The sequence below is a fragment of the Streptomyces sp. NPDC017993 genome, assembly GCF_044328065.1.
Classification (GTDB): domain Bacteria; phylum Actinomycetota; class Actinomycetes; order Streptomycetales; family Streptomycetaceae; genus Streptomyces.
Window position 1 is genome coordinate 65,948 of sequence record NZ_JBIRGO010000021.1, and the last position, 23,545, is coordinate 89,492.

General features: G+C 70.2%; 21 protein-coding genes and 1 riboswitch. Of the genes, 15 read left to right on the plus strand and 6 right to left on the minus strand.

Features of this window, described 5'->3' with window-relative positions; all coding sequences use genetic code 11:
* Positions 1 to 68: 68 nt before the first annotated feature.
* Positions 69 to 1,226, minus strand: coding sequence for a PucR family transcriptional regulator (locus ACH4FH_RS31015; RefSeq protein ID WP_398559271.1), 1,158 nt, complete (start codon positions 1,224 to 1,226; stop codon positions 69 to 71).
* Positions 1,227 to 1,372: 146 nt separating this feature from the next.
* Here ACH4FH_RS31015 and ACH4FH_RS31020 point away from each other — a divergent pair, with 146 nt between their 5' ends.
* The 3 genes from ACH4FH_RS31020 to ACH4FH_RS31030 all read left to right on the plus strand — a co-directional run bounded on the left by ACH4FH_RS31020 (position 1,373) and on the right by ACH4FH_RS31030 (position 5,439).
* Positions 1,373 to 2,698, plus strand: coding sequence for an MFS transporter (locus ACH4FH_RS31020; protein ID WP_398559272.1), 1,326 nt, complete (start codon positions 1,373 to 1,375; stop codon positions 2,696 to 2,698).
* Positions 2,699 to 2,852: 154 nt separating this feature from the next.
* Positions 2,853 to 4,127, plus strand: a complete 1,275-nt coding sequence (locus ACH4FH_RS31025) for a M20 family metallo-hydrolase (protein ID WP_398559273.1) — start codon at positions 2,853 to 2,855, stop codon at positions 4,125 to 4,127.
* A gap of 112 nt (positions 4,128 to 4,239) precedes the next feature.
* Positions 4,240 to 5,439, plus strand: coding sequence for a PucR family transcriptional regulator (locus ACH4FH_RS31030; protein ID WP_398559274.1), 1,200 nt, complete (start codon positions 4,240 to 4,242; stop codon positions 5,437 to 5,439).
* A gap of 35 nt (positions 5,440 to 5,474) precedes the next feature.
* Here the strand turns inward: ACH4FH_RS31030 and ACH4FH_RS31035 are convergent, their stop codons facing one another.
* The 4 genes from ACH4FH_RS31035 to ACH4FH_RS31050 form a co-directional block, all read right to left on the minus strand.
* Positions 5,475 to 6,851, minus strand: a complete 1,377-nt coding sequence (locus tag ACH4FH_RS31035; protein ID WP_398559275.1) for an NAD-dependent succinate-semialdehyde dehydrogenase — start codon at positions 6,849 to 6,851, stop codon at positions 5,475 to 5,477.
* A gap of 87 nt (positions 6,852 to 6,938) precedes the next feature.
* Positions 6,939 to 7,565 (minus strand): RraA family protein, encoded by a 627-nt coding sequence (locus ACH4FH_RS31040; RefSeq protein ID WP_398559276.1) that lies wholly within the window; start codon positions 7,563 to 7,565, stop codon positions 6,939 to 6,941.
* Between the two features lie 21 nt (positions 7,566 to 7,586).
* A complete protein-coding gene (locus ACH4FH_RS31045) occupies positions 7,587 to 7,976 on the minus strand; it encodes a RidA family protein (protein WP_398559277.1) in 390 nt (129 codons plus the stop codon).
* Positions 7,973 to 9,349: an MFS transporter gene (locus tag ACH4FH_RS31050; protein ID WP_398559278.1), complete on the minus strand. Its 1,377-nt coding sequence runs from the start codon at positions 9,347 to 9,349 to the stop codon at positions 7,973 to 7,975. The genes ACH4FH_RS31045 and ACH4FH_RS31050 overlap by 4 nt, the downstream gene beginning before the upstream one ends.
* A 399-nt stretch (positions 9,350 to 9,748) precedes the next feature.
* Between ACH4FH_RS31050 and ACH4FH_RS31055 the strand changes: the two genes are divergently transcribed.
* From ACH4FH_RS31055 to ACH4FH_RS31065, 3 genes are all read left to right on the plus strand, one after another.
* Positions 9,749 to 11,401 carry a thiamine pyrophosphate-dependent enzyme gene (locus ACH4FH_RS31055; protein WP_398559279.1) on the plus strand — a complete coding sequence of 551 codons (1,653 nt, stop codon included), beginning with the start codon at positions 9,749 to 9,751 and terminating at the stop codon, positions 11,399 to 11,401.
* A 215-nt stretch (positions 11,402 to 11,616) separates the two neighbouring features.
* Positions 11,617 to 12,069: a hypothetical protein gene (locus ACH4FH_RS31060; RefSeq protein ID WP_398559280.1), complete on the plus strand. Its 453-nt coding sequence runs from the start codon at positions 11,617 to 11,619 to the stop codon at positions 12,067 to 12,069.
* 285 nt (positions 12,070 to 12,354) lie between these two features.
* Positions 12,355 to 12,960 (plus strand): dihydrofolate reductase family protein, encoded by a 606-nt coding sequence (locus ACH4FH_RS31065; protein WP_398559281.1) that lies wholly within the window; start codon positions 12,355 to 12,357, stop codon positions 12,958 to 12,960.
* A gap of 101 nt (positions 12,961 to 13,061) precedes the next feature.
* Here the strand turns inward: ACH4FH_RS31065 and ACH4FH_RS31070 are convergent, their stop codons facing one another.
* Positions 13,062 to 13,679 (minus strand): TetR/AcrR family transcriptional regulator, encoded by a 618-nt coding sequence (locus ACH4FH_RS31070; RefSeq protein ID WP_398559282.1) that lies wholly within the window; start codon positions 13,677 to 13,679, stop codon positions 13,062 to 13,064.
* Positions 13,680 to 13,852: 173 nt separating this feature from the next.
* Here ACH4FH_RS31070 and ACH4FH_RS31075 point away from each other — a divergent pair, with 173 nt between their 5' ends.
* From ACH4FH_RS31075 to ACH4FH_RS31115, 9 genes are all read left to right on the plus strand, one after another.
* Positions 13,853 to 15,001, plus strand: a complete 1,149-nt coding sequence (locus ACH4FH_RS31075) for an FAD-dependent oxidoreductase (RefSeq protein WP_398559283.1) — start codon at positions 13,853 to 13,855, stop codon at positions 14,999 to 15,001.
* Between the two features lie 118 nt (positions 15,002 to 15,119).
* Positions 15,120 to 15,590: an SRPBCC family protein gene (locus ACH4FH_RS31080; RefSeq protein WP_398559284.1), complete on the plus strand. Its 471-nt coding sequence runs from the start codon at positions 15,120 to 15,122 to the stop codon at positions 15,588 to 15,590.
* A gap of 524 nt (positions 15,591 to 16,114) precedes the next feature.
* The gene (gene ltnD / locus ACH4FH_RS31085; protein WP_398559285.1) at positions 16,115 to 17,041 is read left to right on the plus strand and encodes an L-threonate dehydrogenase; all 927 of its coding nucleotides are present in this window, start codon (positions 16,115 to 16,117) and stop codon (positions 17,039 to 17,041) included.
* Position 17,042: 1 nt separating this feature from the next.
* Positions 17,043 to 18,323: a 3-oxo-tetronate kinase gene (gene otnK / locus ACH4FH_RS31090; RefSeq protein WP_398559286.1), complete on the plus strand. Its 1,281-nt coding sequence runs from the start codon at positions 17,043 to 17,045 to the stop codon at positions 18,321 to 18,323.
* Entirely contained in the window at positions 18,320 to 18,994 is a 675-nt protein-coding gene (locus ACH4FH_RS31095) for an aldolase (protein ID WP_398559287.1), read from the plus strand. Before otnK ends, ACH4FH_RS31095 begins: the two co-directional genes overlap by 4 nt.
* Before the next feature lie 49 nt (positions 18,995 to 19,043).
* Positions 19,044 to 20,348, plus strand: a complete 1,305-nt coding sequence (locus ACH4FH_RS31100) for an MFS transporter (protein WP_398559288.1) — start codon at positions 19,044 to 19,046, stop codon at positions 20,346 to 20,348.
* Positions 20,349 to 20,386: 38 nt separating this feature from the next.
* Complete coding sequence (otnI, locus tag ACH4FH_RS31105) at positions 20,387 to 21,190, plus strand: 2-oxo-tetronate isomerase (protein WP_398559289.1); 804 nt, start codon at positions 20,387 to 20,389, stop codon at positions 21,188 to 21,190.
* Positions 21,187 to 22,257, plus strand: coding sequence for a D-erythronate dehydrogenase (denD, locus tag ACH4FH_RS31110; RefSeq protein WP_398559290.1), 1,071 nt, complete (start codon positions 21,187 to 21,189; stop codon positions 22,255 to 22,257). Before otnI ends, denD begins: the two co-directional genes overlap by 4 nt.
* 17 nt (positions 22,258 to 22,274) lie before the next feature.
* Positions 22,275 to 23,027 (plus strand): FadR/GntR family transcriptional regulator, encoded by a 753-nt coding sequence (locus tag ACH4FH_RS31115; RefSeq protein ID WP_398559291.1) that lies wholly within the window; start codon positions 22,275 to 22,277, stop codon positions 23,025 to 23,027.
* Between the two features lie 260 nt (positions 23,028 to 23,287).
* Positions 23,288 to 23,507, plus strand: a riboswitch (cobalamin riboswitch).
* Positions 23,508 to 23,545: the final 38 nt, after the last annotated feature.

Consider the following 23,545-nt stretch of genomic DNA (forward strand, 5'->3'; position numbering starts at 1 on the left):
CCGGGGGGTACCGCATGGTGACGTGAATCCCCGTCGGTGGCTGCGGGGCAGGCGACTATGGGGGCTCTCTAGGCCAAGGCCACCAGTGCCAGTGCTGCCTGATCGGGGATGGTGACGTCGAGTCCGGTCAGCTTCTGGAAGCGGCCCAGCCGGTTGAGCACGGTATTGCGGTGGCAGTACAGGCGCTCGGCACTCGTCGACAAGCTGCCCGTCGCGAGGTAGGCGCGGACCGTCTCCACGATGACGTCCCGCTCGGAGTCCGGCACCGTGCCGAGGCCGGCCAGCTGTGCAGCCGAGAAGCCGTGTTGTTCGTCGAGTTGGCTTTTCGTCACGCGGGTCCACGCCTGCGCCAGGGTGACCAGCCCGTTCTCCTCGGGCCGCAGGGTCCGGCAGATCTCGAAGGCTGTCGCCGTCGCCGCCGGCACGGCACCGAGTCCCGCAACATCCGGCACGAGGCCACCCGCCATCCCCTGCAACTGCTGCAGCTGGCGCTCATGCTGCCCGCCCGACCGGGGAGCCGGCCAGAGGAGGACGACGCGTCCGGGCTGGTTCAGCACGAAGAGCTGTTCGCCGAGCGTGCCGATCCGAGCGGCGGCGCGGTGCGCATGCTGCGATGCCGCCGCGTCGGCCACCACCACGCGGAAGACGGCGTCGGCATCGACACCCAGGGCCCGCGCGATGTTCCGTACGTCCCGGGGCGACTGGCCGGCGGGGCCGAGAAGCTCTGCGAGGTAGGTGCGCTGCTCGTCACGCGTAGTGGCGGCCAGCAGGGCCCGCTCCTCCAGGTAGCTCTGCTGCACCGCGCGGGCGTAGTCATCGACCACCGACCACAGGTTTTCGACGTGCAGGGCCAGTACGGCCATGTCGCTGTCCCGGGCACGCGTGAGCATGGCGGACCAGATCAGCCCGAAGTCGAGCTGGACCGCGGCGACGAGATCCTCGCCCGGCACCCCCTGGCGGGCCCGGAGCCGCCCCAGCTCACCGGGGAGCGAGCTCAGCTGGGTGGTGGTCGAGTCGGTGGCGACCGCGCTGAGGATCAGCGCCAGAGAGCCGCGCGCCGACTCGCGCAGCTGCTCCTCGCTCACCGGGCCGGACCGGTATCCAGCGATACCGTCCACTTTGCCCAGAAATATCTCCGCCAAGGCGTCGACCTCATGGGTCATGGCAGCGACCAGCTCCCGCCAGCGCGGCAGGGACTCCCTCTTGCGCTCGGCCAAATCCTTCATGGGAAGCTCCCGGCAGTGCCCTGGGGGTTGTGCGTGTGCACAACCATCTTGCTGAAATCGGGGGCGGGCTGCAATGTTCCGACGATCCGGCCCGGGGTCGAATGGAGGTCATTCACCGTCCGGCCCGTCTTCTTCCGGAGTTCATCGTGAGCGACACCGCAGCCGTCCCGATCACCGAGCCGCCCGGTTCCATGGACCGCGCTGTCGCGCGCCGCGTCGCCGTGGCGGCTTTCGTCGGCACCGCCATGGAGTGGTACGACTTCTTCCTGTTCACGACGGCCGCGGCGGTCGTGTTCAACGTGCAGTACTTCGTCTCCGACAACGCCCTCGCCGCCACCCTGGCGTCGTTCGCCACCCTCGCCGTCGGATTCGTTGCCCGCCCGCTGGGCGGCCTGCTCTTCGGGCGGCTCGGTGACCGGGTCGGCCGCAAGAAGGTGCTGATGACGACGATCATCGGCATCGGGGCGGCCACCGTGCTCATCGGCCTGCTGCCGACGTATGCCTCCCTGGGCGTGGCCGCTCCCGTGATGCTGATCGCCCTGCGCGTCCTGCAAGGACTCTGCGTCGGCGGCGAGTGGGGTGGAGCGGTCACCATCGCCGCCGAGAACGCCCCCGCTTCCTCCCGAGCCGTCTACGCCAGCATTCCCCAGCTCGGCTCACCGGTCGGCACGATCCTTTCCTCGGGTGCGTTCTTCCTCTGCTCGGTCCTGCTCTCCCCGGACAACTTCGACTCGTGGGGATGGCGGGTGCCGTTCCTGCTCGCCCTGCCCATGCTGGCCGTTTCGGTCGCGATCCGGCGTCAGCTGGAGGAGTCGCCCGCCTTCAAGGCCCTCCAGAAGGAGGAGACAGTGGCGGAGGCGCCGCTGCGTCAGCTCTTCCGCCGCGACTGGCGCCAGCTGCTCATCGGCTCCTCGGTCATGTTCATCGGAGCCGGCGGCTTCTACCTCGTCACCACGTTCGTCATCAGCTACGGGCAGCGCGTTCTCGGGCTGAGCTCGTCCATGCTGCTGCTGGCGACCGTTATCGCCGCCGTCGTCGAGATCCCCGTCATCGTCTCCGGGGGCCGTCTCGGGCAGCGGTACGGCTCAAGCCGGGTCGTGATCGGCGGGGCGCTGGCCACCATCGCGCTCGCCTTCCCGGTGTTCTGGGCGATCGGGACGGCGAGCCCCGTTGTCGTCGTGGCGGCGATGACCGTCGGCGTCGCGGCGGTCTCTTATCCGTACGCCGTCTCCGGCGCCGTGCTCACCAGCCTGTTCCCGGCGCAGGTGCGCTACAGCGGTGTGGCCGTCTCCGCCAACTTCGCCGGCCTGCTCAGCGGCTGCGTGCCCCTGGTGGCGACCGCCGCGCTGACCTTCACCGGAGACACCCTCTGGCCCAGCGCGGTCATCCTCACGCTGATCGGCTTCATCGCTCTCGCCGGTGGCCTGCTGGCGCCGCGCTACAGCGTCACCGAGGCCGGCCTCAAGCACTAGAGGCGCGCGTCCTTCCTCGCCTGTCTCGTCTTGAGAAGGCCCCGGCCCGTGCACACGGCCGCACCCTCCGGGCGCAACGCGCCGAGCGTGTCGCCCCCGAAGGCCGGCCCTCGAACCGCCGGTCACGCCGGCATCCAACGAAAGGGACATCCGCATGAGCAACTCCCGTACCCCTTCCGACAAGTACGCGCAGGACACCGCCTTTCTGGAGGACTTCACGACCCTCTCGGCGTTCGGATCGACCCCCGGCGGAGGCGTCGAACGGCAGGCCGCCACCGCCGCCGACGGCGAGCAGCGTGCCTGGCTGCACCGGTGGCTCACCGACCGGGGCTTCGAGGTCCACTACGACGGCGTGGGAAACCAGTTCGGCCTCTTCACCCTCACCCCGGGAGCGCCTTACGTTCTCAGCGGCTCGCACCTGGACAGCCAGCCGCTCGGCGGCCGCTACGACGGCGCGTACGGCGTCCTCGCCGCCGCCCACGCCGCGCACCGGGCCGTACGGCGCTGGACCGCCTCGGAGGAGACGCCGCGCTACAACGTTGCCGTCGTCAACTGGTTCAACGAGGAAGGCTCCCGGTTCAAGCCGAGCATGATGGGCAGCTCGGTGTTCACCGGGAAGCTGCCGGCCGGGACCGCGCTCGCCACTACCGATCCGGCGGGCACCACGGTGGAGAGCGCCCTGCGCGAGATCGGGACGATCGGCGACCACGCCGGGCCCGAGGTGGCCTCGTACGCCGAGATCCACATCGAGCAGGGCCGCGGCCTGGAGGACGCGGGGACGACGATCGGCCTGGTGGAATCGACCTGGGCGGCCCGCAAGTACCAGGTGGTGGTCCGTGGCGAGCAGTCCCACACCGGATCGACGATCATGGCGGATCGCCGCGACGCCCTGTTCGGCGCCTCGCTCCTGGTGGTGGGCGTACGCGAACTGGCCGAGCAGAGCACGGACACCCCGCTGCACACCTCGGTGAGCGAGATGGCCATCCTGCCCAACTCCCCCGTGGTGGTGGCTCGCGAGGTCCGGATGCACGTCGATCTGCGTTCGCCCGACGAAGCGCTTCTCGACGCCGCGGCCAAGAAGCTGGCCGAATCGCTTCCCGGTATCGAGGAGCGCGCGGCGGTCGGCATCGAGCTGGTCCAGACGCACGGCTGGGGTGTGGCGCCGTTCCCCGAGGCCGGCGTCGAGCTCGCCGCCGAGGTGGCTGACGAGCTGGGGCTCAGCCACCAGCGGGTGATGACCATCGCGGGGCATGACTCGGTGAACATGAAGGATGTCGCGCCCGCGGTCATGCTCTTCGTGCCCAGCGTCGACGGCATCTCCCACAACGAGGGAGAGTTCACGCAGGACAGCGAGATCTGCGCCGGCACCGATCAGCTGACCGAGGTGCTCCACCGGCTGATGAACGGCGCCCTGGACAACGGCCGGTGACGCGGGAGACGGCGCGGCCGATGCGCCGCGCCGTCTCTCTCGTGACGGCGAGCGCCCGGCTCTCCCTTCCGGGCGTTGATTTATTTGCTGAAGGTGGGCCACGATTGTGCACATGCACACCCCGCGTCCGTCCCTGCCTCCGCCGGACCCCCGCGTCTCCGCCCTCGCCAGCCAGTGTCTGGAGGAAATCGACGGCCTCGTCGAGGAGTGGGCGGCGTATGTGGGGCCGGTCCGTGCGAGCTACGCCGACCTCGTCACCGACCAGGAGTCCCACGACAGTGCCTGGCAGGCATTCGAGCTGCTGCTGCGCACCGTGGCCCAGCTGCCTGTGCCGGAGCACATCGCCGGTGTCTCCGAGCGGGTCGGCGAGGAGCGTGCCCGGCAGGGCGTGCCGCTCGCCGCGCTGCTGGAGGCCGCGCGCGTGAACTTCCACATCGTGTGGTCCGCCCTCGTACGGCGGGCCGGCGAGGAGGAGAAGGCGCGGCTGGTGTCCTCGGCCTATCTCGTGTGGGAGGCCGTAGGGCGCCATGTCACCGGCATCATGACCGCCTACCAGCGCACGGTCCTGGAGATGGGCAGGCGGGCCGAGGACGAGCGCCGGCTGTGGTTCGCTCGGCTCCGGGAGACCGGGGGTACCAACCCGATCGTGGTGCGTGACGCCGCCATGGCCCTCGGGTTCCAGCCGGGCGAACGGTTCGTCTGCGCGGTCGCCGCGCTCAGTGACGGTGCCGCGCTGCAGAAGGCTGCTGCCGGGCTCCGCTCCGCCGACGTACCGCTGCAGCTCCAGGGCGTCGCCTCGGACATGGTGCTGACCGTCCAGCTCGGGGCCCGAGTGACGCGGGATGTGGTGCTGCGGTACCTCCAGGAGGCGCCCTGCGGCGTCTCCTCCGAGGTGGCCGGGCTGGCCCAGGTGCCGCGGGCGGTCGAACTCGCCACCGCCACCGCCCGGGTCCTGCCGGCCGGTGCGACGGGACCCAGGCGTCTGGAGGAGAGCTGGCTCGACGTCCTCGTGCACCGGTCCGAGGGCTTCGGGCACGATCTCGCCGCTGACGTGCTGGGTGGCCTGGCCTCGGCGGACGTTCCCGGCTCCGAGGGGGAGCGGCTTCTGGAAACCGTACGGATCCACCTGGCCGGCACCGGGTCCGTGGCGGACACCGCGGCCGCTCTGTACTGCCACCGCAACACCATCCGGCACCGGTTCGACCGCTTCGCGGAGCTCACCGGCTACGACGTGCGCCGCCCCGAGGACGCCGCCCTCCTGACGCTGGCGCTGCGTGCCCGTACCCAGCTGGCGGAGGCCACCGGCCGGTAGCGGCAGTCGACGGCCTCCGCCAGGTGGGTCTCCGGTCAGGCCGGGTGCACGCGGATGACCTTGCGGTTCACGAATTCGCTCATCCCGTATTCGCCGAGTTCCCGCCCGACTCCGGAGCGCTTCACGCCGCCGAACGGGAGGTCCTCCTGCGTGCCGGAGGGGCCGTTGATGGAGGCCATGCCGACGTCGAGGGCGTCGGCGACCGCCTTGGCCGCCGCGATGTCGCGGCTGAAGACCACACTCCCCAGGCCGTAGGGCGTGTCGTTGGCGAGGCGGATGGCCTCCTCGGCATCTGCGACGCGGTGGACGACGGCCACGGGACCGAAGATCTCCTCGTGGTAGGCGCGCATCCCGGGGGTGACGCCGGTCAGAATCGTCGGCTCGACGAAGGCACCGGGGCGTGCGATGCGCGCTCCACCGGTCACCGCCGTGGCTCCCTGCTCCACCGCGTCGGCCACTTGGGAGATGACCGTGCGGGCCGCTTCCTCGGAGGACAGCGGGCCGAACGCGACGCCGCTGTGGGAGGGGTGACCTACCGTCAGGGCAGCGACGGCTTCCGTGAAAGCGGCGAGGAAGCGGTCGTGGACGGCATCCGTCACGATGAAGCGCTTCGAGGAGGTGCACGCCTGCCCCGCGTTGCCCATCCGTCCCTCCACCGCGGCGTCGACGGCTGCGTCGAGGTCGGCGTCCGGGAGCACGATGAACGGGTCGGAGCCGCCGAGTTCGAGCACGTACTTCTTGAGGTGGCGGCCGGCGATCTCGCCCACCGCCCGCCCGGCCCGCTCCGATCCGGTGAGAGAGACCCCCTGGACCCGGGGATCCTCGATGATGCGCGCGGCCTGGTCGTGGTCGGCGCGGACGTTGACGTAACAACCCGCCGGCAGGCCGGCCGCCGTCATGATGTCCTCGATGGCCTGCGCGGACTCCGGACAGTTCGGGGCGTGCTTGAGGAGGATGGTGTTGCCGAGGACGAGGTTGGGTGCCGCGAAGCGTGCGACCTGGTAGTAGGGGTAGTTCCAGGGCATGATGCCGAGCAGCGCCCCGAGCGGCTCGGACCTGACGCACGCCTCGCCGCCGCCACGGATGTCGAGCTGCCGGTCCGCGGCGAACGTCGGTCCGTGCTCCGCGTAGTACGCGAAGATGGCCGCTGACAGGTCCACCTCGCCGAGCGCCTCGGGCGTGGTCTTCCCCATCTCGCGGGTGATGATCGCGGCGAGGTCCTCCCGCCGCTTGCGGAACTCCCGCGACACCGCCAGGGCCGCGTCCGCCCGCTCGGCGATCGGGCGGCGGCGCCAAGAGGCGAATGCGTCCGCCGCGGCCGTGACCGCGCGCTCGATCTCGCTGTCGTCCTGTGCCGGATAGCTGCGGACGAGGGCGTTCGTCGTGGGGTCGACGATCCGGTATTCGGTCACGTTGATTCGCTTCCTTCGTGCACCGTGCCCACGCGGACACGTGGTACGGACTGGCTGCGGCCTGCGGACCGGGGCTGGGTGTTGCGGTCAGCTGAGGTGGAGGAGGCCGCGGAGGTCCTCGCCCTGCGCGATCCGCCGGAGAAGTTCGGGTTCGGCCGCGTCGGACGCCTCCGCTTCGGCCAGGACCGCGGCCAGTGACGGCGGCGGCAGGACGACCACCCCGTTTGCGTCCCCGAGGACGATGTCTCCCGGCTCGACGCGGACGCCTCCGGTCTCGACGGGGATGCCACGCCGCCCCGACCCGCTGTTCCGCCGCTTGGTGGTGAGGCAGCTGGTGCCCCGGGCGTGGACCGGGATTCCGGTGTGGGGGTGCGCGAGCGCGTCGACATCGGTGACCACACCGTCGATCACGATCCCCTCGGCCCCACGGGCGCGCGCCGCCGCGGCCGTGACCGCGCCGATCGCCGCGTGGGTCTGGTCGCCGCCCATGTCGATGACCAGCACCTCGCCGGGTCGCAGGTCGATGATCGCCCGGTTGACCGCGCCGGCGTCCGGCTCGCTCAGGGCGAGGGTGACCGCCGTTCCGGCCATCCGCCGCGCCAGACCGAACCTCCTGATCGCCGGGCTGACGAAGCCCCGCTCGAGAAAATGGCCGAGGGTCGGGAAGTCGACGTTCCGGACGCGTTCGAGAAGCCGATCAGGGCTGGTGGGCACATCGCCTCGCGCCTCCAATGTTCAGCCCTCCGATCCGCTGCGGAGGACCGCGATGCAGTCGATCTCCATCGAGACTCCCCAGAGCCCGACGCACACCGTCGTCCGGGCCGGCCGGTGACCGGCGAAGACCTGCTCGTACACCTGGTTGTACGGGGCCAGTTGCTCCGGGGCGCTGAGGTAGGTGTTGAGCTTCACGATGTGGTCGAGGTCGGAGCCGGCCGCGACCAGGACGGATTCGAGGTTGCGGAGCGTCGCGCGCACATCGTCCGCGAACGTGCCGGTGGACTGCCCGGGCGCCGCCGGAATCTGTCCGGTGGTGAACACGAAACCGCCGGCGGAGGTCGCCTGGACGTACGGGCCGACCGCGGAGGGCACGCCGGGCGCGGTGTCGAACCGCTGGATCGCGCTCATGCTTTGGCCACCGCCTCGGTCCCGGCCGGCGGGGCGACGGGGCCCGGCTCGTCGATGTCGCCGAACCGCGTCTCGGCCAGCAGGATGAGCGCCAGCAGCGACAGGACTGCGGCGCCGAGGACGTACCAGGCGATCGAGGAGCTGTTGCCGGTCGCAGACAGCAGCGCGGCCGTGATCGCCGGGGCGGTGGCGGAGCCGAGCAGGCCGGAGAGCATGTACGAGACGGAGAGTCCGGAGTACCGCACCCGGGCGCCGAACAGTTCGGCGAGGAACGTCGCGATCGGGCCGTAGTTGGCGGAGAACGCGACCGTCATCAGCCCGTAGGCCACGAAGACCGAAGCGGTCGATCCGGTGTCCAGGAGCTGGAAGAACGGGAAGGCCAGTGCGGCCTCCGCAGCGACGCCGGCGAAGATGACCGGCTTGCGGCCGACGCGGTCGGAGAGCCGGCCGAAGAACGGGATCGCGAGGAACGCGACGGCGCAGGACGCCATGACCGCCCACAGCATCAGGCTCTTGGAGTGGCCGAGCTCGGTGGTCCCGTAACTCACCCCCGAGGTGACCATCAGCGTGAACGTCGAACCCGTGGACAGCGTGGCGACTCCGCCCAGCAGGACCTGCCGCCAGTACCGCCGCATGAGCGCGAAGAACGGGATCCGGGCCTTGGCGCCGTCCTGCCTGACCGCCTGGAAGGAGGGGGTCTCCTCGATGTGGAGCCGGATGTAGATGCCGATGCCGACCAGGAGCACGGACGCCAGGAACGGAATGCGCCAGCCCCAGCTCAGCAGTGCCGCCGAGTCCAGGTTCACGGCCATCAGCAGGAAGGCGCCGTTGGCGAGAAGGGTGCCCAGGGGCACCCCGACCTGGACCATGGAACCGAAGAATCCGCGCCGGCCGTGCGGTGCGTGCTCAACGGTCATGAGGACGGCGCCTCCCCACTCCCCGCCCAGAGCCAGGCCCTGCACGACGCGGAGTCCGAGCAGGAGGAGTGGCGCCGCGATGCCGATGGCGTGGAAGTCAGGCACCAGGCCGATCCCGAAAGTGGCCGCACCCATCGCCGTGAGCGAGGTCAGCAGCATGGATTTGCGCCCGAGCCGGTCGCCGAAATGCCCGAACAACACCGCGCCGACCATACGCGCCAAGTACGCCGACGCGAACGTCAAAAAGGAAAGGATCGTACCGACGGCTCCGTCGAACTGGGGGAAAAACACTTTCCCGAACACCAGCGCCGACGCGGTGCCGAATAGGAACAGGTCGTACCACTCTACGGTGGTTCCGATCACGCTGGCCAGGGAAATCTTTCGCATTCTCGCCGCGTCGAGGCGGCTCGCGTCGACGCGGCTGGAGCCGGTCGGCGCGGAGGCAGGACTCGTCATGAGGACTCCGAGGGGGACAGGGGACATGACCGGCGTCCGGGAGTACCCGGCGGTTGGCCAACGGTGCCCCGGCCCCAGCGCCACCGGCAAGAATCAAAAGCACATCACCGCAGGCCGCGAACTGTGCAGATGACCAATGGACCAACGCGCGGGGCCGGGGCCGCGGTTCGCCCCCGGCCCTGCCCATCCCTGCGACAAGCGACCGGGCGGTCCGGGAACCAGCGTGTCGCCCGCGGGCTTCGGACCCCGGCCCCGCGGTGCCCATGGGATCGCTCAGGCGGGTGTTCATCTGCACATCCATCGCCGCTTTTTCGAGTGCCATTGCCACGTGTCACACCATCCGCAGAAAGCAAGAATGGACCGGCAAGTGAATCCTCGAAGAAGGAAACAGGACCCGCGATGGTGAATGCCGATAACCCCGACAGCAGGCTCTCCGCAGGCCATCTCATCGTCGCCCAGCTGGAACGCGAAGGCGTTCAACGGGTATACGGCGTTCCCGGGGAGTCCTACCTCGATGTCCTCGACGGCCTGCACGACTCCACGATCACGACTGTGGTGGCCCGGCACGAGGGCGGCGCGGGCTTCATGGCCCTGGCCGAAGGGCGGTTGACGGGTCTTCCCGGGGTGGCGCTGGTGACCCGGGGCCCCGGAGCCGCCAACGCGTTCATCGCAGTCCACACCGCCCACCAGGACGCGACCCCGCTGATCCTTTTCGTGGGGCTGATACCCGTCGCGGACCGGGGACGCGAGGCGTTCCAGGAGTTCGACATCAGCGGCTGGTTCGGTAGCACAGCGAAGAAGGTCGTGGTGCTGGACGACCCCGCGGCCGCGGCCCGCGTCGTCTCCGAGAGCATCCACACGGCTCGGAGCGGGCGGCCCGGCCCGGTCGTGATCGGCCTGCCGGAGGACATCCTCACGCGCTCGGCCGGTACGGCCCGCAGCGTGGCACCGATCGCTGTCCCCCGACCGCGGGCGGCGGAGTCCGAGCTCAAGGAGCTCACCGGCCGGCTCGAACGCGCGCACCGTCCACTCGTCGTCGTCGGCGGGGAAGGCTGGAGCGCGCAAAGCGGCCAAGAGCTCGTCCGGTGGGCAGCCGGACACTCGATCCCGGTCGTCGCCGACTTCCGCGCGTACGACGCGGTCCCCCACGAACTCGACGGGGCAAACGCGTTCGCCGGTTCGCTCGGGTACGGCCGAAGCAGCCATGCGGCAGGTCTGCTCGACGAGGCCGACCTCACGCTCTTCCTCGGTGCCGCCCGTACCGATGTGCTGAGCGACGGCTACACCCGGGGCCTGGACTCCGAAACGGTGCTGGTCCTCCCCGGCGAAGCGCTCGGACACGCGGGCCGGGTCGACCAGTTCGTCTCAGCCGACGCCCCCTCATTCGCGCTCGACCTGGCGACCGCGCCGGTCTCGATGCACGCGGACGCCGGCTGGTTCGCGGCCGCCCGAGCCGCGTACACCCGAACGCGCACCGCCGTCTCCGCACCGGACCCGGGCGGCTCCTACGTCGACCTGACCGCGGTGATGGGCGTACTCCAGGAGGAGCTCGCGCCGGACGCCGTCATCACCTACGGCGCCGGCAACCACGCGCTGTGGCCGGCGCGCCACCTGCCGCACCGGTCGCCCGCCTCGCTCGTCGCGCCGCGCAACGGCGCGATGGGGATGGGGATCCCGGCCGCGGTCGCCGCGTCGCTGGTGTTTCCCGGCCGGGAGGTCGTGTCCGTCGCCGGTGACGGCTGCTTTCTGATGAATGGTCAGGAACTGGCGACCGCACGGGGATACGGGGCGACCTTCATCGCCCTGGTGGTCGACAACGGCTGCTACGCCACGATCCGGGAGCATCAGGAGGGCACCTATCCGGGCCGCCCCTCCGGGACACAGCTGACCAATCCGGACTTTGCGGCCTGGGCCCGCTCACACGGCGCCCACGGTGAGACGGTGACGTCGACCGCCGACTTCCGCGCGGCATTCCGACGTGCCCGCGCCACCGCACTTCCTGCCGTCCTCCACCTGCTGCAGGACCCGGAAGTCCGGGCGCCTGGAGAGTAGGTCGTGTCCTGTTGATCACCAGACCAACAGGGCGCTGCCTCCGGATGTTCACGTCGGGCGACTCCTCGCCACTGCTTCTGCCGCTCAAGGCCCCGCCGGAACATCTCGCCACCTGCCACACCGGCCGATGCCCCACTGCGCCCCCGTCGCGGTGGGGCATCATTCGATCATCAGGCCCGTGCCACGATTCCCCCTCACGCGTCCAAGGGGGGACCATGCACCGCACCACCAGCGCAGCCATCGCTGCCTTACTGCTCGCCGCACTCACCGCATGCAGCGGCAGCGCCGGCGACCAGCCCGCGCACAAGCCCACGCCGAACGCGGCCACGACGCAGGCACCGATGGAGGAATCGACGCCCGACGCTTCCCGCGCCGACCTCGAAACGGCGGTTCGCGCCTACACAGCCGCCTACTTCGAACCGGACGTCACGGCGGCCTACGGCATGATCTCCAGCCGTTGCAAGGAGCAGATCACCAAACCGACGCTCAACGCCATGCTGGAGCGCGCGAACCAGATGCACGGTGCCCGCACCGTCAAGCGGTTCGTTGTCGACAGGCTCTCGGGGGACATGGCCCGCGTGTCCTATGGCGTTGGCCTGCCGCGATACGACGAGCACGGCCAACCGTGGACCCGCGAGGACGGGCACTGGCGCTACGACTCCTGCTGACGCTCGGCGCCGCGTCCCGCCGGGGGGGCGCGGCTTCAGGACCGTCGATGCCGCACCCGGCAAGCCTGCCGGCTGCCGGGAGCGACCGGCAAGGACCGATGAGTTTCTCCATGATCCGCAGTCATAGATCACGTGGGGTGCGCCGCAGCCACGAGCGTGGTCGAAGCATGCACCGGCCGAAGTAGCGACCGGGCGGCCGGGTCGGCTGGGCGGCGTTCACCCCGATCGTGCCCCTAGGGTCACGCTTCGCCAGAAGGTCACGTTTCACCAGAGGACAGGAGCCCCATGAGAATCGTCGTCATCAACCACGTCACCCTGGACGGCGTCATGCAAGGACCCGGCCGCTCCGATGAGGACACCCGCGGCGGGTTCGCCCACGGCGGGTGGGCCGCGGAAAGGGGCGGGGACGAGGCCGTCACGAAAGCATGGGGCCGGCGACTGGCCGCCAGCAGCGGATACCTCCTGGGCCGCCGCACCTACCAGGACGTTCTCGGCCACTGGAACACCCAGGACAGCCCGTTCCGCGACGCCCTCAACAATGCCCCGAAGTACGTCGCATCCAACACCCTGACCGAGCCCCTGCCGTGGCCCAACTCCACGCTGCTCAGCGGCGACATCCCCGCAGCGGTCGCCGAACTCAAGAAGACCCCGGGCAATGATCTGCACATCATGGGCAGCGGCGCGTTGATCCAATCCCTCTCCCCGCTCGGCCTCATCGACGAATACCTGCTCTGCATCCACCCCGTCGTCCTGGGTTCCGGACGCCGCCTGTTCACCGACGGCTTCAGCCCGACCACGTTCAATGTCGCCGACGCGACCCCCACGGCCACCGGCGTCATCATCGCCGCCTGTCGGCCCCAGCCCTCGACGGGAGCCGGCCTCGGAACATAGCGATCTACGAGGCGCCCAGCCCCGTTCCGTGCGGCTGCCGCGGCGGGCGGCCGCGGGCACGGGACCTCGATTGCGGACTTGGTCGCGGTAGACGTCGCGCTTCAGGGCGCTGACGAGCCTGCAATCGCACCCTTGGAATCGTGCTGGGACTGCCAACCGTGGATCAGCAGGTCGAACACGGTCTCCACAGCCGCGCGTGGATCGTTTCGGCCCTTGGCCAGGGTCGGGAGTTCCAGCACGAACCGCGCGAGTGCCGAACAGGCGAGATCATCCGCCTCCCGGCCCAGTTCTTCCGCGATCACGGCGCCGAGGACGCCCGCATGTCGCATCCACATTCGCTCCCCGTACTCGCGGAGCGCGGGCGTCTGGTTCACCAGCGCCTGGAACTGGTGCAGACGAGGGTCCGACGCGATCGGCACCCAGGACTTCAGCGCGTGGGCGCGGAGCGCCTCGACCACGCTCTGCCCCTCGGGCCGTTCGCGGACGGCGGCGGTCAGCTCCGCCTCAACTTCCTCGTCGCGGTCGAAGACCAGTGCCTCTTTGCTCGGGAAGTGCGCGAAGAGGGTCGTCGTCGATACGTCGGCCCTTTCGGCGATATCGCGGACGCTCACCCGCTCGAAACCGTGCTCCAGGAAGAGCTCCAGGGCGGCGTCGGCGATGGCCTGCCTCGTCGCGGCCTTCTTGCGCTCGCGACGACCAACGGTCGGAGTGTCGGGCATGGCTGCACTGTACCCCCTAACTGGAACGAAACAGAAACTGGAACTGTTGCACTTATGGCCTCGTTTCTGCTTTGGTGGTCTCCGTAGGGGTTGCCGCCCCGTGGGGGTCGCGGCACCGGACATCGCCGCGTCATGGCGTCACCGGGAACCCCACCCACGAAAGGAGTCCAACCGTGGACTCTCCGGCGCCCTCAACCGCGCGGATCAGCATCATCGGCGCCGGGCCTGGAGGCCTCACGTGCGCACGCATCCTGCAGCAGCACGGCATCGCGGTGACGGTGTACGACCGCGATTCGGAGCTGAACTCCCGGAACCAGGGAGGCTCGCTCGACCTGCACGAGGAGGACGGCCAGCTCGCACTCCGTGCAGCGGGCCTGCTGGAGGAGTTCTTCGCGCTCGCCAGGCTGGAGGGGCAGGAAATGCGCCAGTTGGATCCAGCGGGGCGCGTCCTTGCGCACCATCTGCCGGCCGAGGGCGAAACGAACCGCCCCGAGATCGACCGCGGACAACTTCGCGATCTCCTGCTGCGCTCACTCGCTGCGGGGACGGTGCAGTGGGGGCGCACTCTCCAATCGCTGGGCGGACCGGCCAACGGGCCGCGAACGCTGACGTTCACCGACGGGACGTCCGTAGAGGCGGATCTGGTGATCGGTGCGGACGGCGCCTTCTCCCGCGTCCGCACTGCCGTGTCGCCCGCGACACCTCGCTACACCGGGGTCAGCTTCCTGGAGGCATGGTTCGATGACATGGAGCACGCGCACCCCGAGCTTTCCCGACTGGTGGGGAATGGCAGTGCCCACATCGCCGACGGCGAGCGGGGCCTCTTCGCGCAGCGCAACAGCGGCGGCCACATGCGCGTCTACATCCTGCAGCGCGTGCCCGTGGACTGGATCGCGGCGAACGGGCTTCGCCCCGAGGACACCGAAGGCATCCGCGCTCACCTGCTCGGCGAGTACGCGGCCTGGTCGCCGCAGATACTCCGGATGATCACCGACAACGACGGCGCCTACGTCGATCGTCCGCTCTTCGCCCTTCCGGTGCCGCACACATGGGAGCACTCGCCCAGCGTGGCGCTCCTGGGAGACGCCGCACACCTCATGCCGCCGCTCGGCGTCGGCGTCAACCTCGCCATGCTCGACGCCGGCGAACTCGCGCTCGCACTCGCGCACTCCTCCACCATCGACGACGCTGTACGCAGCTACGAGAAAACGATGCTCCCGCGCTCGGCCGAAATGGCCCAGATGCTCGAAGGCGGCGCCGAGCACCTTCTGTTCGTGCCGGATCCCGACGAGATCGCGCGGTTCGAGCAGACCCAGCCCTGACATCGTTTGCGGGGACCGAGTTCGCGTGGGAGGTCTCGCAGACGCGGAGGCGCTGGATGACGGCAGTGCCTGTGCCGCCATGCCCTCTGCCCCGCACCCCCGTGCGAGGCTGGGGAATATGACGACAGAACGATTCGAAGTGCGACGCGAGATCGCGGCACCCCCCGCCAAGGTGTTCAGGCTGCTGTGCGACCCCGACGGGCATGTGACGATCGACAGCTCCGGGATGCTTCAGTCAGCCCAAGGTGACCAAGTGCGGCGGGTGGGCGACGAGTTCGTCGTGCACATGGACCGGGAGGCGCTCAATGACTACCCGATGGGTAAGTACAGCGTCACGGTGATCATCACCAGGTTCGAGACGGATGCACTCATCGAGTGGACCATCTCCGGGACGATCCAGCCCCCGATCAAACACCTGTACGGCTACCGGCTCCAGCCCAGCGACACCGGGACGCTCGTGACGTCCTATTACGACTGGAGTCAGGTCGCCGACGAATACCGGGAAAAGGGCATCTTCCCTGTCATCCCCGAAGCCTCCCTGCGCGCCACCCTCGGCATCCTCGCGCGCAATGTGGAATCCCGGGGGTAACGGACCCCGATTACCGCCCCGTGCATTGCAGTCGGGGTGTCAGCTATGTCCTCGCATCGGCCACGCCACATGACATCGCCGTGGTGATGGGCGAGACTCCCCCAGGCCGTTTCGGCCGGGAATCATCCGTGCAGGTGCGACGAACAGGGCGCGTACACCGCATTGTTGACGGCTGATCACTGGCCGTCTTGACCACCACTCGGGGCTGGTTCAGCGAGTCCAGGTCTTGGTGTTGATGCTTGCGGTCAACGCCTCGATGCGATGTGAGCCGGAGTGCACCTTCCGCAAGGCGCACTCCGGCTCACTGAGGCCATGCCTGCCGACCGGCCCTGCCGCCCACCCCGCCGCCCGCCGAGCCCCTCGCGTTCCGCGACCGCCCCTCGCCGCCGCGAGCCTGCCCCCTCCTGGATGTGACCGACATCACAGTGCGGCGCCTCACATCCTCAGGTCATCATATGACGCGATCGCCGCATGGATTTCAGAGCCGGGCCGCGCCCGGACGGCACAGCGAGACGAGGATGGGCATGAACGACCAGGACAGGCCGGCACGGCCGCGCGTAGGCGTGGTGGGCCTCGGGGCCATGGGACTCGGCATGGCGCGCAGCCTGCGGAACGCGGGCTTCGACGTGGGTGTCCACGATCTGCGCCCCGAGGTGGCCGCGGCCTTCGCCGAGGACGGTGGCACGGCCTTCGCCTCCGCAGGTGAGCTGGCGGCCGCGGTCGACGTCCTGGTCGGTGTCGTGGTCAACGCGGCACAGGTGGAGTCGGTCCTGTTCGGCGCCGACGGTGCGGCCGGGCGACTGCGTCCGGGCTCCGTATACGTCATGTGTTCCACGGCCGACCCCAACTGGTCCGCCGAGTTGGAAAAGCGCCTCGCCGAGAGTGGCGTGCTCTATCTCGACGCCCCCATCTCCGGTGGCGCCGCACGGGCCGCGAACGGCGAACTCACCATGATGACGTCGGGCGCCCCCGCCGCGTACGCGGTCGCCGACCCGGTGCTGGAGGCCATGAGCAGCACGGTCTACCGCCTGGGCGACGAAGCCGGGATCGGCTCCAAGGTCAAGATCGTCAACCAGCTGCTCGCTGGCGTGCACATCGCCGCGGCGGCCGAGGCGATGGCGCTGGGCATCAAGGCGGGTGTGCCCGCCGAGGCGCTCTACGAGGTCATCACGCACAGCGCCGGCAACTCGTGGATGTTCGAGAACCGCATGGCGCATGTGCTCGCCGGGGACTACACGCCGCTGTCCGCGGTCGACATCTTCGTCAAGGACCTGGGGCTCGTGCTCGACGCGGCCCGGCCGGAGAAGTTCCCGCTCCCCCTGGCGGCCACCGCGCACCAGATGTTCCTGCAGGCGTCGGCGTCCGGCCTGGGAGCCGAGGACGACAGCGCGGTGATCAAGATCTTCCCGGGGATCGAGCTGCCCGGGCAGACCGAGCAGTCGGGGAGCTGACATGGGAATCCGACTCGGCTGCATCGCCGACGACTTCACCGGCGCCACGGACCTGGCCAACAACCTGGTGCGCGCCGGCATGCGCGTGGTCCAGCTGATCGACGTACCGCGGGACGGCGCCGAGGGCCCGGTCGACGCGGACGCCGTGGTCATCGCACTCAAGTCGCGGACCACCCCGGCGGACGACGCCGTCGCGGCCTCGCTGCGGGCGCTGGACTGGCTGCGGTCCGCGGGCGCGGAGCAGATCTACTTCAAGTACTGCTCGACCTTCGACTCGACGCGGAACGGCAACATCGGGCCCGTCACCGAGGCGCTGATGGACGCGCTGGGCACCGACTTCACGGTCGCGACACCGGCGTTCCCCGACAACGGGCGCACGGTCTTCAAGGGTCACCTCTTCGTCGGTGACGTGCTGCTCAGCGAGAGCGGCATGCGCCATCACCCGCTGACGCCGATGACCGACTCCAATCTGGTGTCCGTGCTGGGTGCGCAGACCGCGCGCCCCGTCGGCCTCATCGACCACACCGTGGTCGCCACCGGTGCCGAGGCGATCCGGGAGCGCGTCGACGAGCTGCGCAAGGAGGGCGTGGGCGCCGCGATCGTGGACGCCGTCTCCAATGAGGATCTTGTACGGCTGGGTGCGGCGGTCAGGGAGCTGCCGCTGGTGACCGCCGGTTCGGGTCTGGCGATCGGCCTGCCCGCGAACTGGGGGTTCGAGCCGTCTCCTGCCGCCGCCCAACTGCCTCCGCCCGGCGGCCACCAGGCCATCGTCTCCGGGTCGGTTTCCACCGCCACCAACGGTCAGGTCCTGGAGTTCCTGCAAAGCGGCCGACCCGCGTTCAGCGTGGACCCGCTGCGGATCGCGGCCGGCGAGGACGTGGCCGGACAGGCCCTGGCGTTCGCCTCCTCGCACCTGGCCGAGGGGCCGGTGCTCGTCTACTCCACCGAGGCGCCCGACGCGGTCAGGAACGTCCAGGGCCGGCTCGGCGTCGCCGAGGCCGGTGAGCTCGTCGAGCAGACCCTGGCCCGCGTCGCGCAGGGACTCGTCCAGCTCGGCGTCCGTCAGCTCGTCGTCGCCGGCGGCGAGACCTCGGGAGCGGTCGTCCAGGCACTCGGCCTCACCGGCCTGCGCATCGGACCGCAGATCGACCCCGGTGTGCCATGGTGCGCGGCTGCCCTCCCCGACGGGGACACCCTCCACATCACGCTGAAGTCCGGCAACTTCGGCGGCCCCGGCTTCTTCACCGAGTCCTTCGCCCACCTCGACGGGGAGACCGCATGAACCGGCTCCCGAGCCCTGCCGTGGACCAGGCGCGCGCCGAGATCGTCCGGGTGGGCACCAGCCTGTTCGCGCGCGGCTATGTCCACGCCAGCGCCGGCAACATCAGCGCGCGGGTAGGCGATGCCCACCTGATCACGCCCACCGACGCGGCGCTGGGCTTCCTCGAGCCCGAGCGGCTCGCCCTGGTCGACGCCGGGGGCGAGCAGATCGCGGGCGACCGCGCCAGCAAGACCCTGACGCTCCACCGCCGCATCTGTGCCGCCGACCCCACGGCACGGTTCGTCATCCACACCCACTCCACGCATCTCGTCGCGCTCACCCTGGCCGGCGTGTGGAGCCAGGACGACGTGCTTCCGCCCCTCACGCCGTACTACGCCATGAAGGTCGGGCACGTCCCGCTCATCCCCTACCACCGGCCCGGCGATCCGCGCGTGGCCGACCTGGTGACCGCTCGTGTCGCTGATCGCGCCGCGAGCCGCACGCCGATCAGGGCCGTTCTGCTCGACCGTCTCGGCCCCGTGGTCTGGGGCCCGGACGCGGCCACCGCCCTCGCCGTACTCGAAGAACTCGAGGAAACGGCACGCCTCTGGCTCCTGACCGACCGTCGCCCCGAGCCGCTCCCCTCCCCCGCTCTCGACGAACTCAAGGCCGTGTTCGGCGCCTCTTGGTGACCGCGCACCATCCGTCGGAGAATCCCCTGAGCCGCAGTAAGGATTCCGCATGCCCACGTCCACCGCGACGGCCGAGACCCCCGGCCTCGCCCGTGAGAACGCCGTGTTCCGCAAGGTCGTTCTCCGCATCGTCCCCTTCCTGGTCCTCTGCTACGTCTTCTCCTACCTGGACCGCGTCAACGTCGGCTTCGCGAAGCTGCAGATGGCCGACGACCTCGGTCTGAGCGAGGCGGCGTACGGCCTGGGTGCCGGCCTGTTCTTCATCGGCTACTTCCTCTTCGAGGTCCCCTCGAACCTGATGCTGCAGCGCGTCGGAGCCCGCACCTGGATCGCCCGGATCATGATCACCTGGGGTCTGGTCTCGGGGGCGTTCACCTTCGTCACCAACGAGACGGCGTTCTATGTGCTCCGCTTCCTCCTCGGAGCCGCGGAAGCCGGGTTCTACCCGGGGGTGATCCTCTACTGCACCTACTGGTTCCCGTCCCACCGCCGGGCCCGCGTGATCGCGATGTTCATGTCGGCGATCCCCGTGGCCGGCATCTTCGGCAACCCGCTCTCCGGCTGGATCATGGACCGTTTCCAGGGGGTCAACGGCTGGCAGGGCTGGCAGTGGATGTTCCTGCTGGAGGCGATCCCGGCGCTGCTCATCGGAGTCGCCACGCTGTTCTACCTGGACAACGGCGTACGCAGCGCCAAGTGGCTCTCCGACGACGAGAAAGACATCGTCGAGGCGGCGATCGCCAAGGACACCGCGCACCAGAAGCACGGGCGGGCCTGGGACGGCTTCCGCGACCCCAAGGTGTGGCTGATGTGTCTCATCTACTTCTGCTTCGTGATGGGCCAGTACGCCCTGACCTTCTGGATGCCCACCTTCGTCAAGTCGACCGGCATCGACGACAACCTCACGATCGGCGTGCTCAGCGCCGTGCCGTTCCTGGCCGCGCTGGTCGCGATGAACCTGTTCGGACGCTCCGCGGACAAGCGCCGCGAGCGCCGCTGGCACCTGGTCATCCCGAGCCTCATGGGCGCCGTCGGCTTCTCTCTCGCCGCCGGCTGGGCCGGCTCCACCGTGCTGTCCCTGGTCGCTCTGTCCTTCGCCGCGGCCGGTGTGCTGACCTGCGCTCCGCTGTTCTGGTCGCTGCCCACCGCGTTCCTCGGCGGCACCGCGGCGGCGGCCGGGCTCGCCCTGATCAACTCGGTGGGCAACCTGGCCGGTTTCGTCAGCCCGTACATGATCGGCGCGCTCAAGGACGCCACCGGCTCGGCCTCCATCCCGATGTACGTCCTGGCGCTCAGCCTCGTCCTGGGCGCGGCCGCCGTGCTCACCACCAAGAAGCAGGTCGTCAACCGATGACCGGGTCCGGTCCGCCCGGCCCGAACACAGGAGCAAGCATGCCGAGGTTCGCCGCGAACCTGTCCATGATGTACACCGAGCACGACTTCCTCGACCGCTTCGCCGCGGCGTCCGCGGACGGCTTCGAGGCCGTCGAGTACCTCTTCCCGTACGACTACGAAGCCGGCGAGCTGCGCCGTCAGCTCGACGACCACGGTCTGCGGCAGGTGCTTTTCAACGCGCCGCCCGGCGCATGGGATTCCGGTGAGCGGGGCATCGCCTCGCTGCCCGGCCGCGAGGCCGAGGTCCGCTCCGGGATCGACCGGGCGCTGGAGTACGCCGCGGCGCTCGGCTGCGGCCAGGTGCACATGATGGCTGGTCTCGTTCCTGCGGACGCGACGCCGGAGCAGCTCGCGAGGCACCGCGACACCTACCTGGCCAACCTGGCCTGGGCCGCGGCGCGGGCCGCCGCCGTGGACGTCGATCTCCTGATCGAGCCGATCAACGGCCGCGACATGCCGGGCTACTTCCTGCGCCGGCAGGCCGAGGCGCACGCCGTCGTGCGGGAGGTGGGCGCCCCGAATCTCAAGGTGCAGCTCGACCTGTACCACTGCCAGATCGTGGAGGGCGACCTCACCACGACACTGCGCCGGGACCTGCCGACCGGCCGTGTCGGCCATCTGCAGATCGCGGGCGTGCCCGACCGCCACGAGCCCGACCGGGGCGAACTCGACATCCGGCACCTGTTCGACGTCGTCGACGAGCTGGGCTTCGACGGCTGGATCGGCTGCGAATACCGCCCCCGCGCCGGTACGAGCGAGGGGCTCGGCTGGATCGCGAACTACCGAGGAGAGACCGCATGAGGATCGTCATCACGGGTGGCTTCGGCTTCCTGGGCCGGCAGGTCGCCGATGCCTTGATCGAGCGGCGGACCCTGTGCGGCGCGCCCATCGACCGTCTGGTGCTCGCCGACCGGTTCGTCCCGGCCGGGTCGCCGGTGGCGGCCGACCCTTCCCCAAGCTCTTCGAGCAGGGGATACCCCTTGGTGGACGTCGTGCAGGGCGATCTGAGCGAGCGCCTCGACGAGATCTTCGCTCAGCCGGTGGATGTCGTGATCCACCTGGCCTCCGCGGTCTCGGCCGAGTGCGAGGCCGACTTCGAGCTGGGCATGAGCGCCAATCTGGACTCCACCCGCGCGCTGCTGGAGGCGGCACGCGCGCAGTCGGCCGCAGGCGGGCCGATGCCCCGGGTGGTGTTCTCCAGCAGCGTCGCGGTCTACGGCTCCGACCCCGCGCTGCCGCTGCCGCCCGTGGTCAGCGAGTCGACACTGCCCACGCCGCGGTCGAGTTACGGAACGCAGAAGCGCGTCTGCGAGCAGCTGGTCGCCGAGTACACCCGCCGGGGCTTCCTCGACGGACGCGTCGCGCGCCTGATGACCGTCTCGGTGCGGCCCGGCAAGCCGAACGCGGCCGCCTCCGGCTTCCTGTCCGGCGTCATCCGCGAGCCGCTCGCAGGGCTCCCTGCCACCTGCCCGGTCAGCCCCGACCTTCGGGTCGCCCTGGCCTCGCCGCGGCGCACCGTCGAGGGCATCCTCCGCATCGCCGAAGCCGAGCGCGGCAGCGGCCCCGGAGAGCTCTGCGGCGAGCTTCCGGTCAACCTGCCGGCGCTCACAGTGACGGTCGCCGAGATGCTGGACACGCTGCGCCGGGTGGCCGGCGACGCCATCGCCGACCTGGTGACGGTCGCGCCCGACCCCGCCGTCGAAGCCATCGTGGGGTCGTGGCCCGCCGTCTTCGACAACGCGCGTGCCACGGCGCTCGGGCTCGAACCCGACGAGAGCTTCGAGTCGGTCGTACGGGCGTACGCCGAGGATCACCCCGGCGCCCTCGCGGCCGGTGTGCTGCCCACGGCCGGTGCGGTCAGGTCCTGACGGATAGACTGATGACCATGTTCTCCAAGGTGAGTGGTCCCGTACGGCTCGCGGACCGGGTCGCCGCGATCCTCTCGGAGGAGATCGAGTCCGGACGTCTGGCCGAGGGCGACAAGCTGCCGACCGAGGTCGAGTTGGTCAAGCAGCTCGGCGTCAGCCGCACCGTGATCCGCGAGGCCGTGTCGCGGCTGCGCAACGCGGGCCTGGTCGAACCGCGTCAGGGCCGGGGCGTGTTCGTCATGCCCCGGCGCACTCGTCCGCTCGACCTGGAAGCCGATGCCTCCGGCACCAAGTCCAAGGTGCTGCAGATCGTGGAGGTCCGGCGCGCCATGGAGGGCGAGGCCGCCTCGCTCGCGGCCACCCGTGCCACGGCGGACGACATCGCGCGGATGCGGGAGTCCCTGGCCGCGATCGACAAGGCGGTCGCGGCCGGCGGTGACGGTGTGGACGAGGACCTGGCGTTCCACCAGTCGATCGCCGAGTCGACCGGGAACACGGTGATGGTCTCGACCGTGCGGTACCTCGGTGAGGTGCTGCGCAGCGGCATCCGCGTCACCCGGGCCAACGAGGCGCGGCGGAACGACTTCATCGAGGCGGTCCGGGTGGAGCACCACGCGATCCTGGCGGCCATCGAGTCCGGCGACGCGCAGGCCGCCAGCACTGCCGTACGCCGTCACATGAAGCACGCCGCGTCCCGGCTTCAGGACGCGGACGAGGGCTTCTGGACGGAGACGGACGACCTGGAGGTCGACTTGGACGCGGCGCCCTGACCTGCGCACATACGCGTGAAGAGCCCAGGGGACGGACCATGCGGTCCGTCCCCTGGGCGTATCCGTGGCTCGCGGAGTCGCCGGCCTGCGCCGGCTGACGCGCACCGCCACAGACCCGCGGACCGGTGCGCCGGGCGACCGCAGGCCGGGCAGCCAGGGGATACCGGCCGGCCACCCACCGCGCCCAAGCCGCTGGGGCCCGCGACGGGCGGTGGCTTCCGTCACCCCCGGCTGGTGCATGTGCCGTGCGCTGCCTTGTCTACCCTGGACCCGCAGCTGGTTCACCCCCGCCCGCCAGACGGGGTGTCGTAAGAGGGAACCCGGTGGGAGTCCGGGACTGCCTCGCAGCGGTGAGTGGGAACGACCGCCGTCATCGAGCACTGGGTACGCGTCCGACCTGGGAAGCGACGGCCAGTAGGTGTCCCGTCCTGCGGGATGTGCCCACGAGTCCGAAGACCTGCCACTGCTCGTGCGGGGTGCGATCACCGCGCACGCATCCACGGCGACCCGGTAGCGGG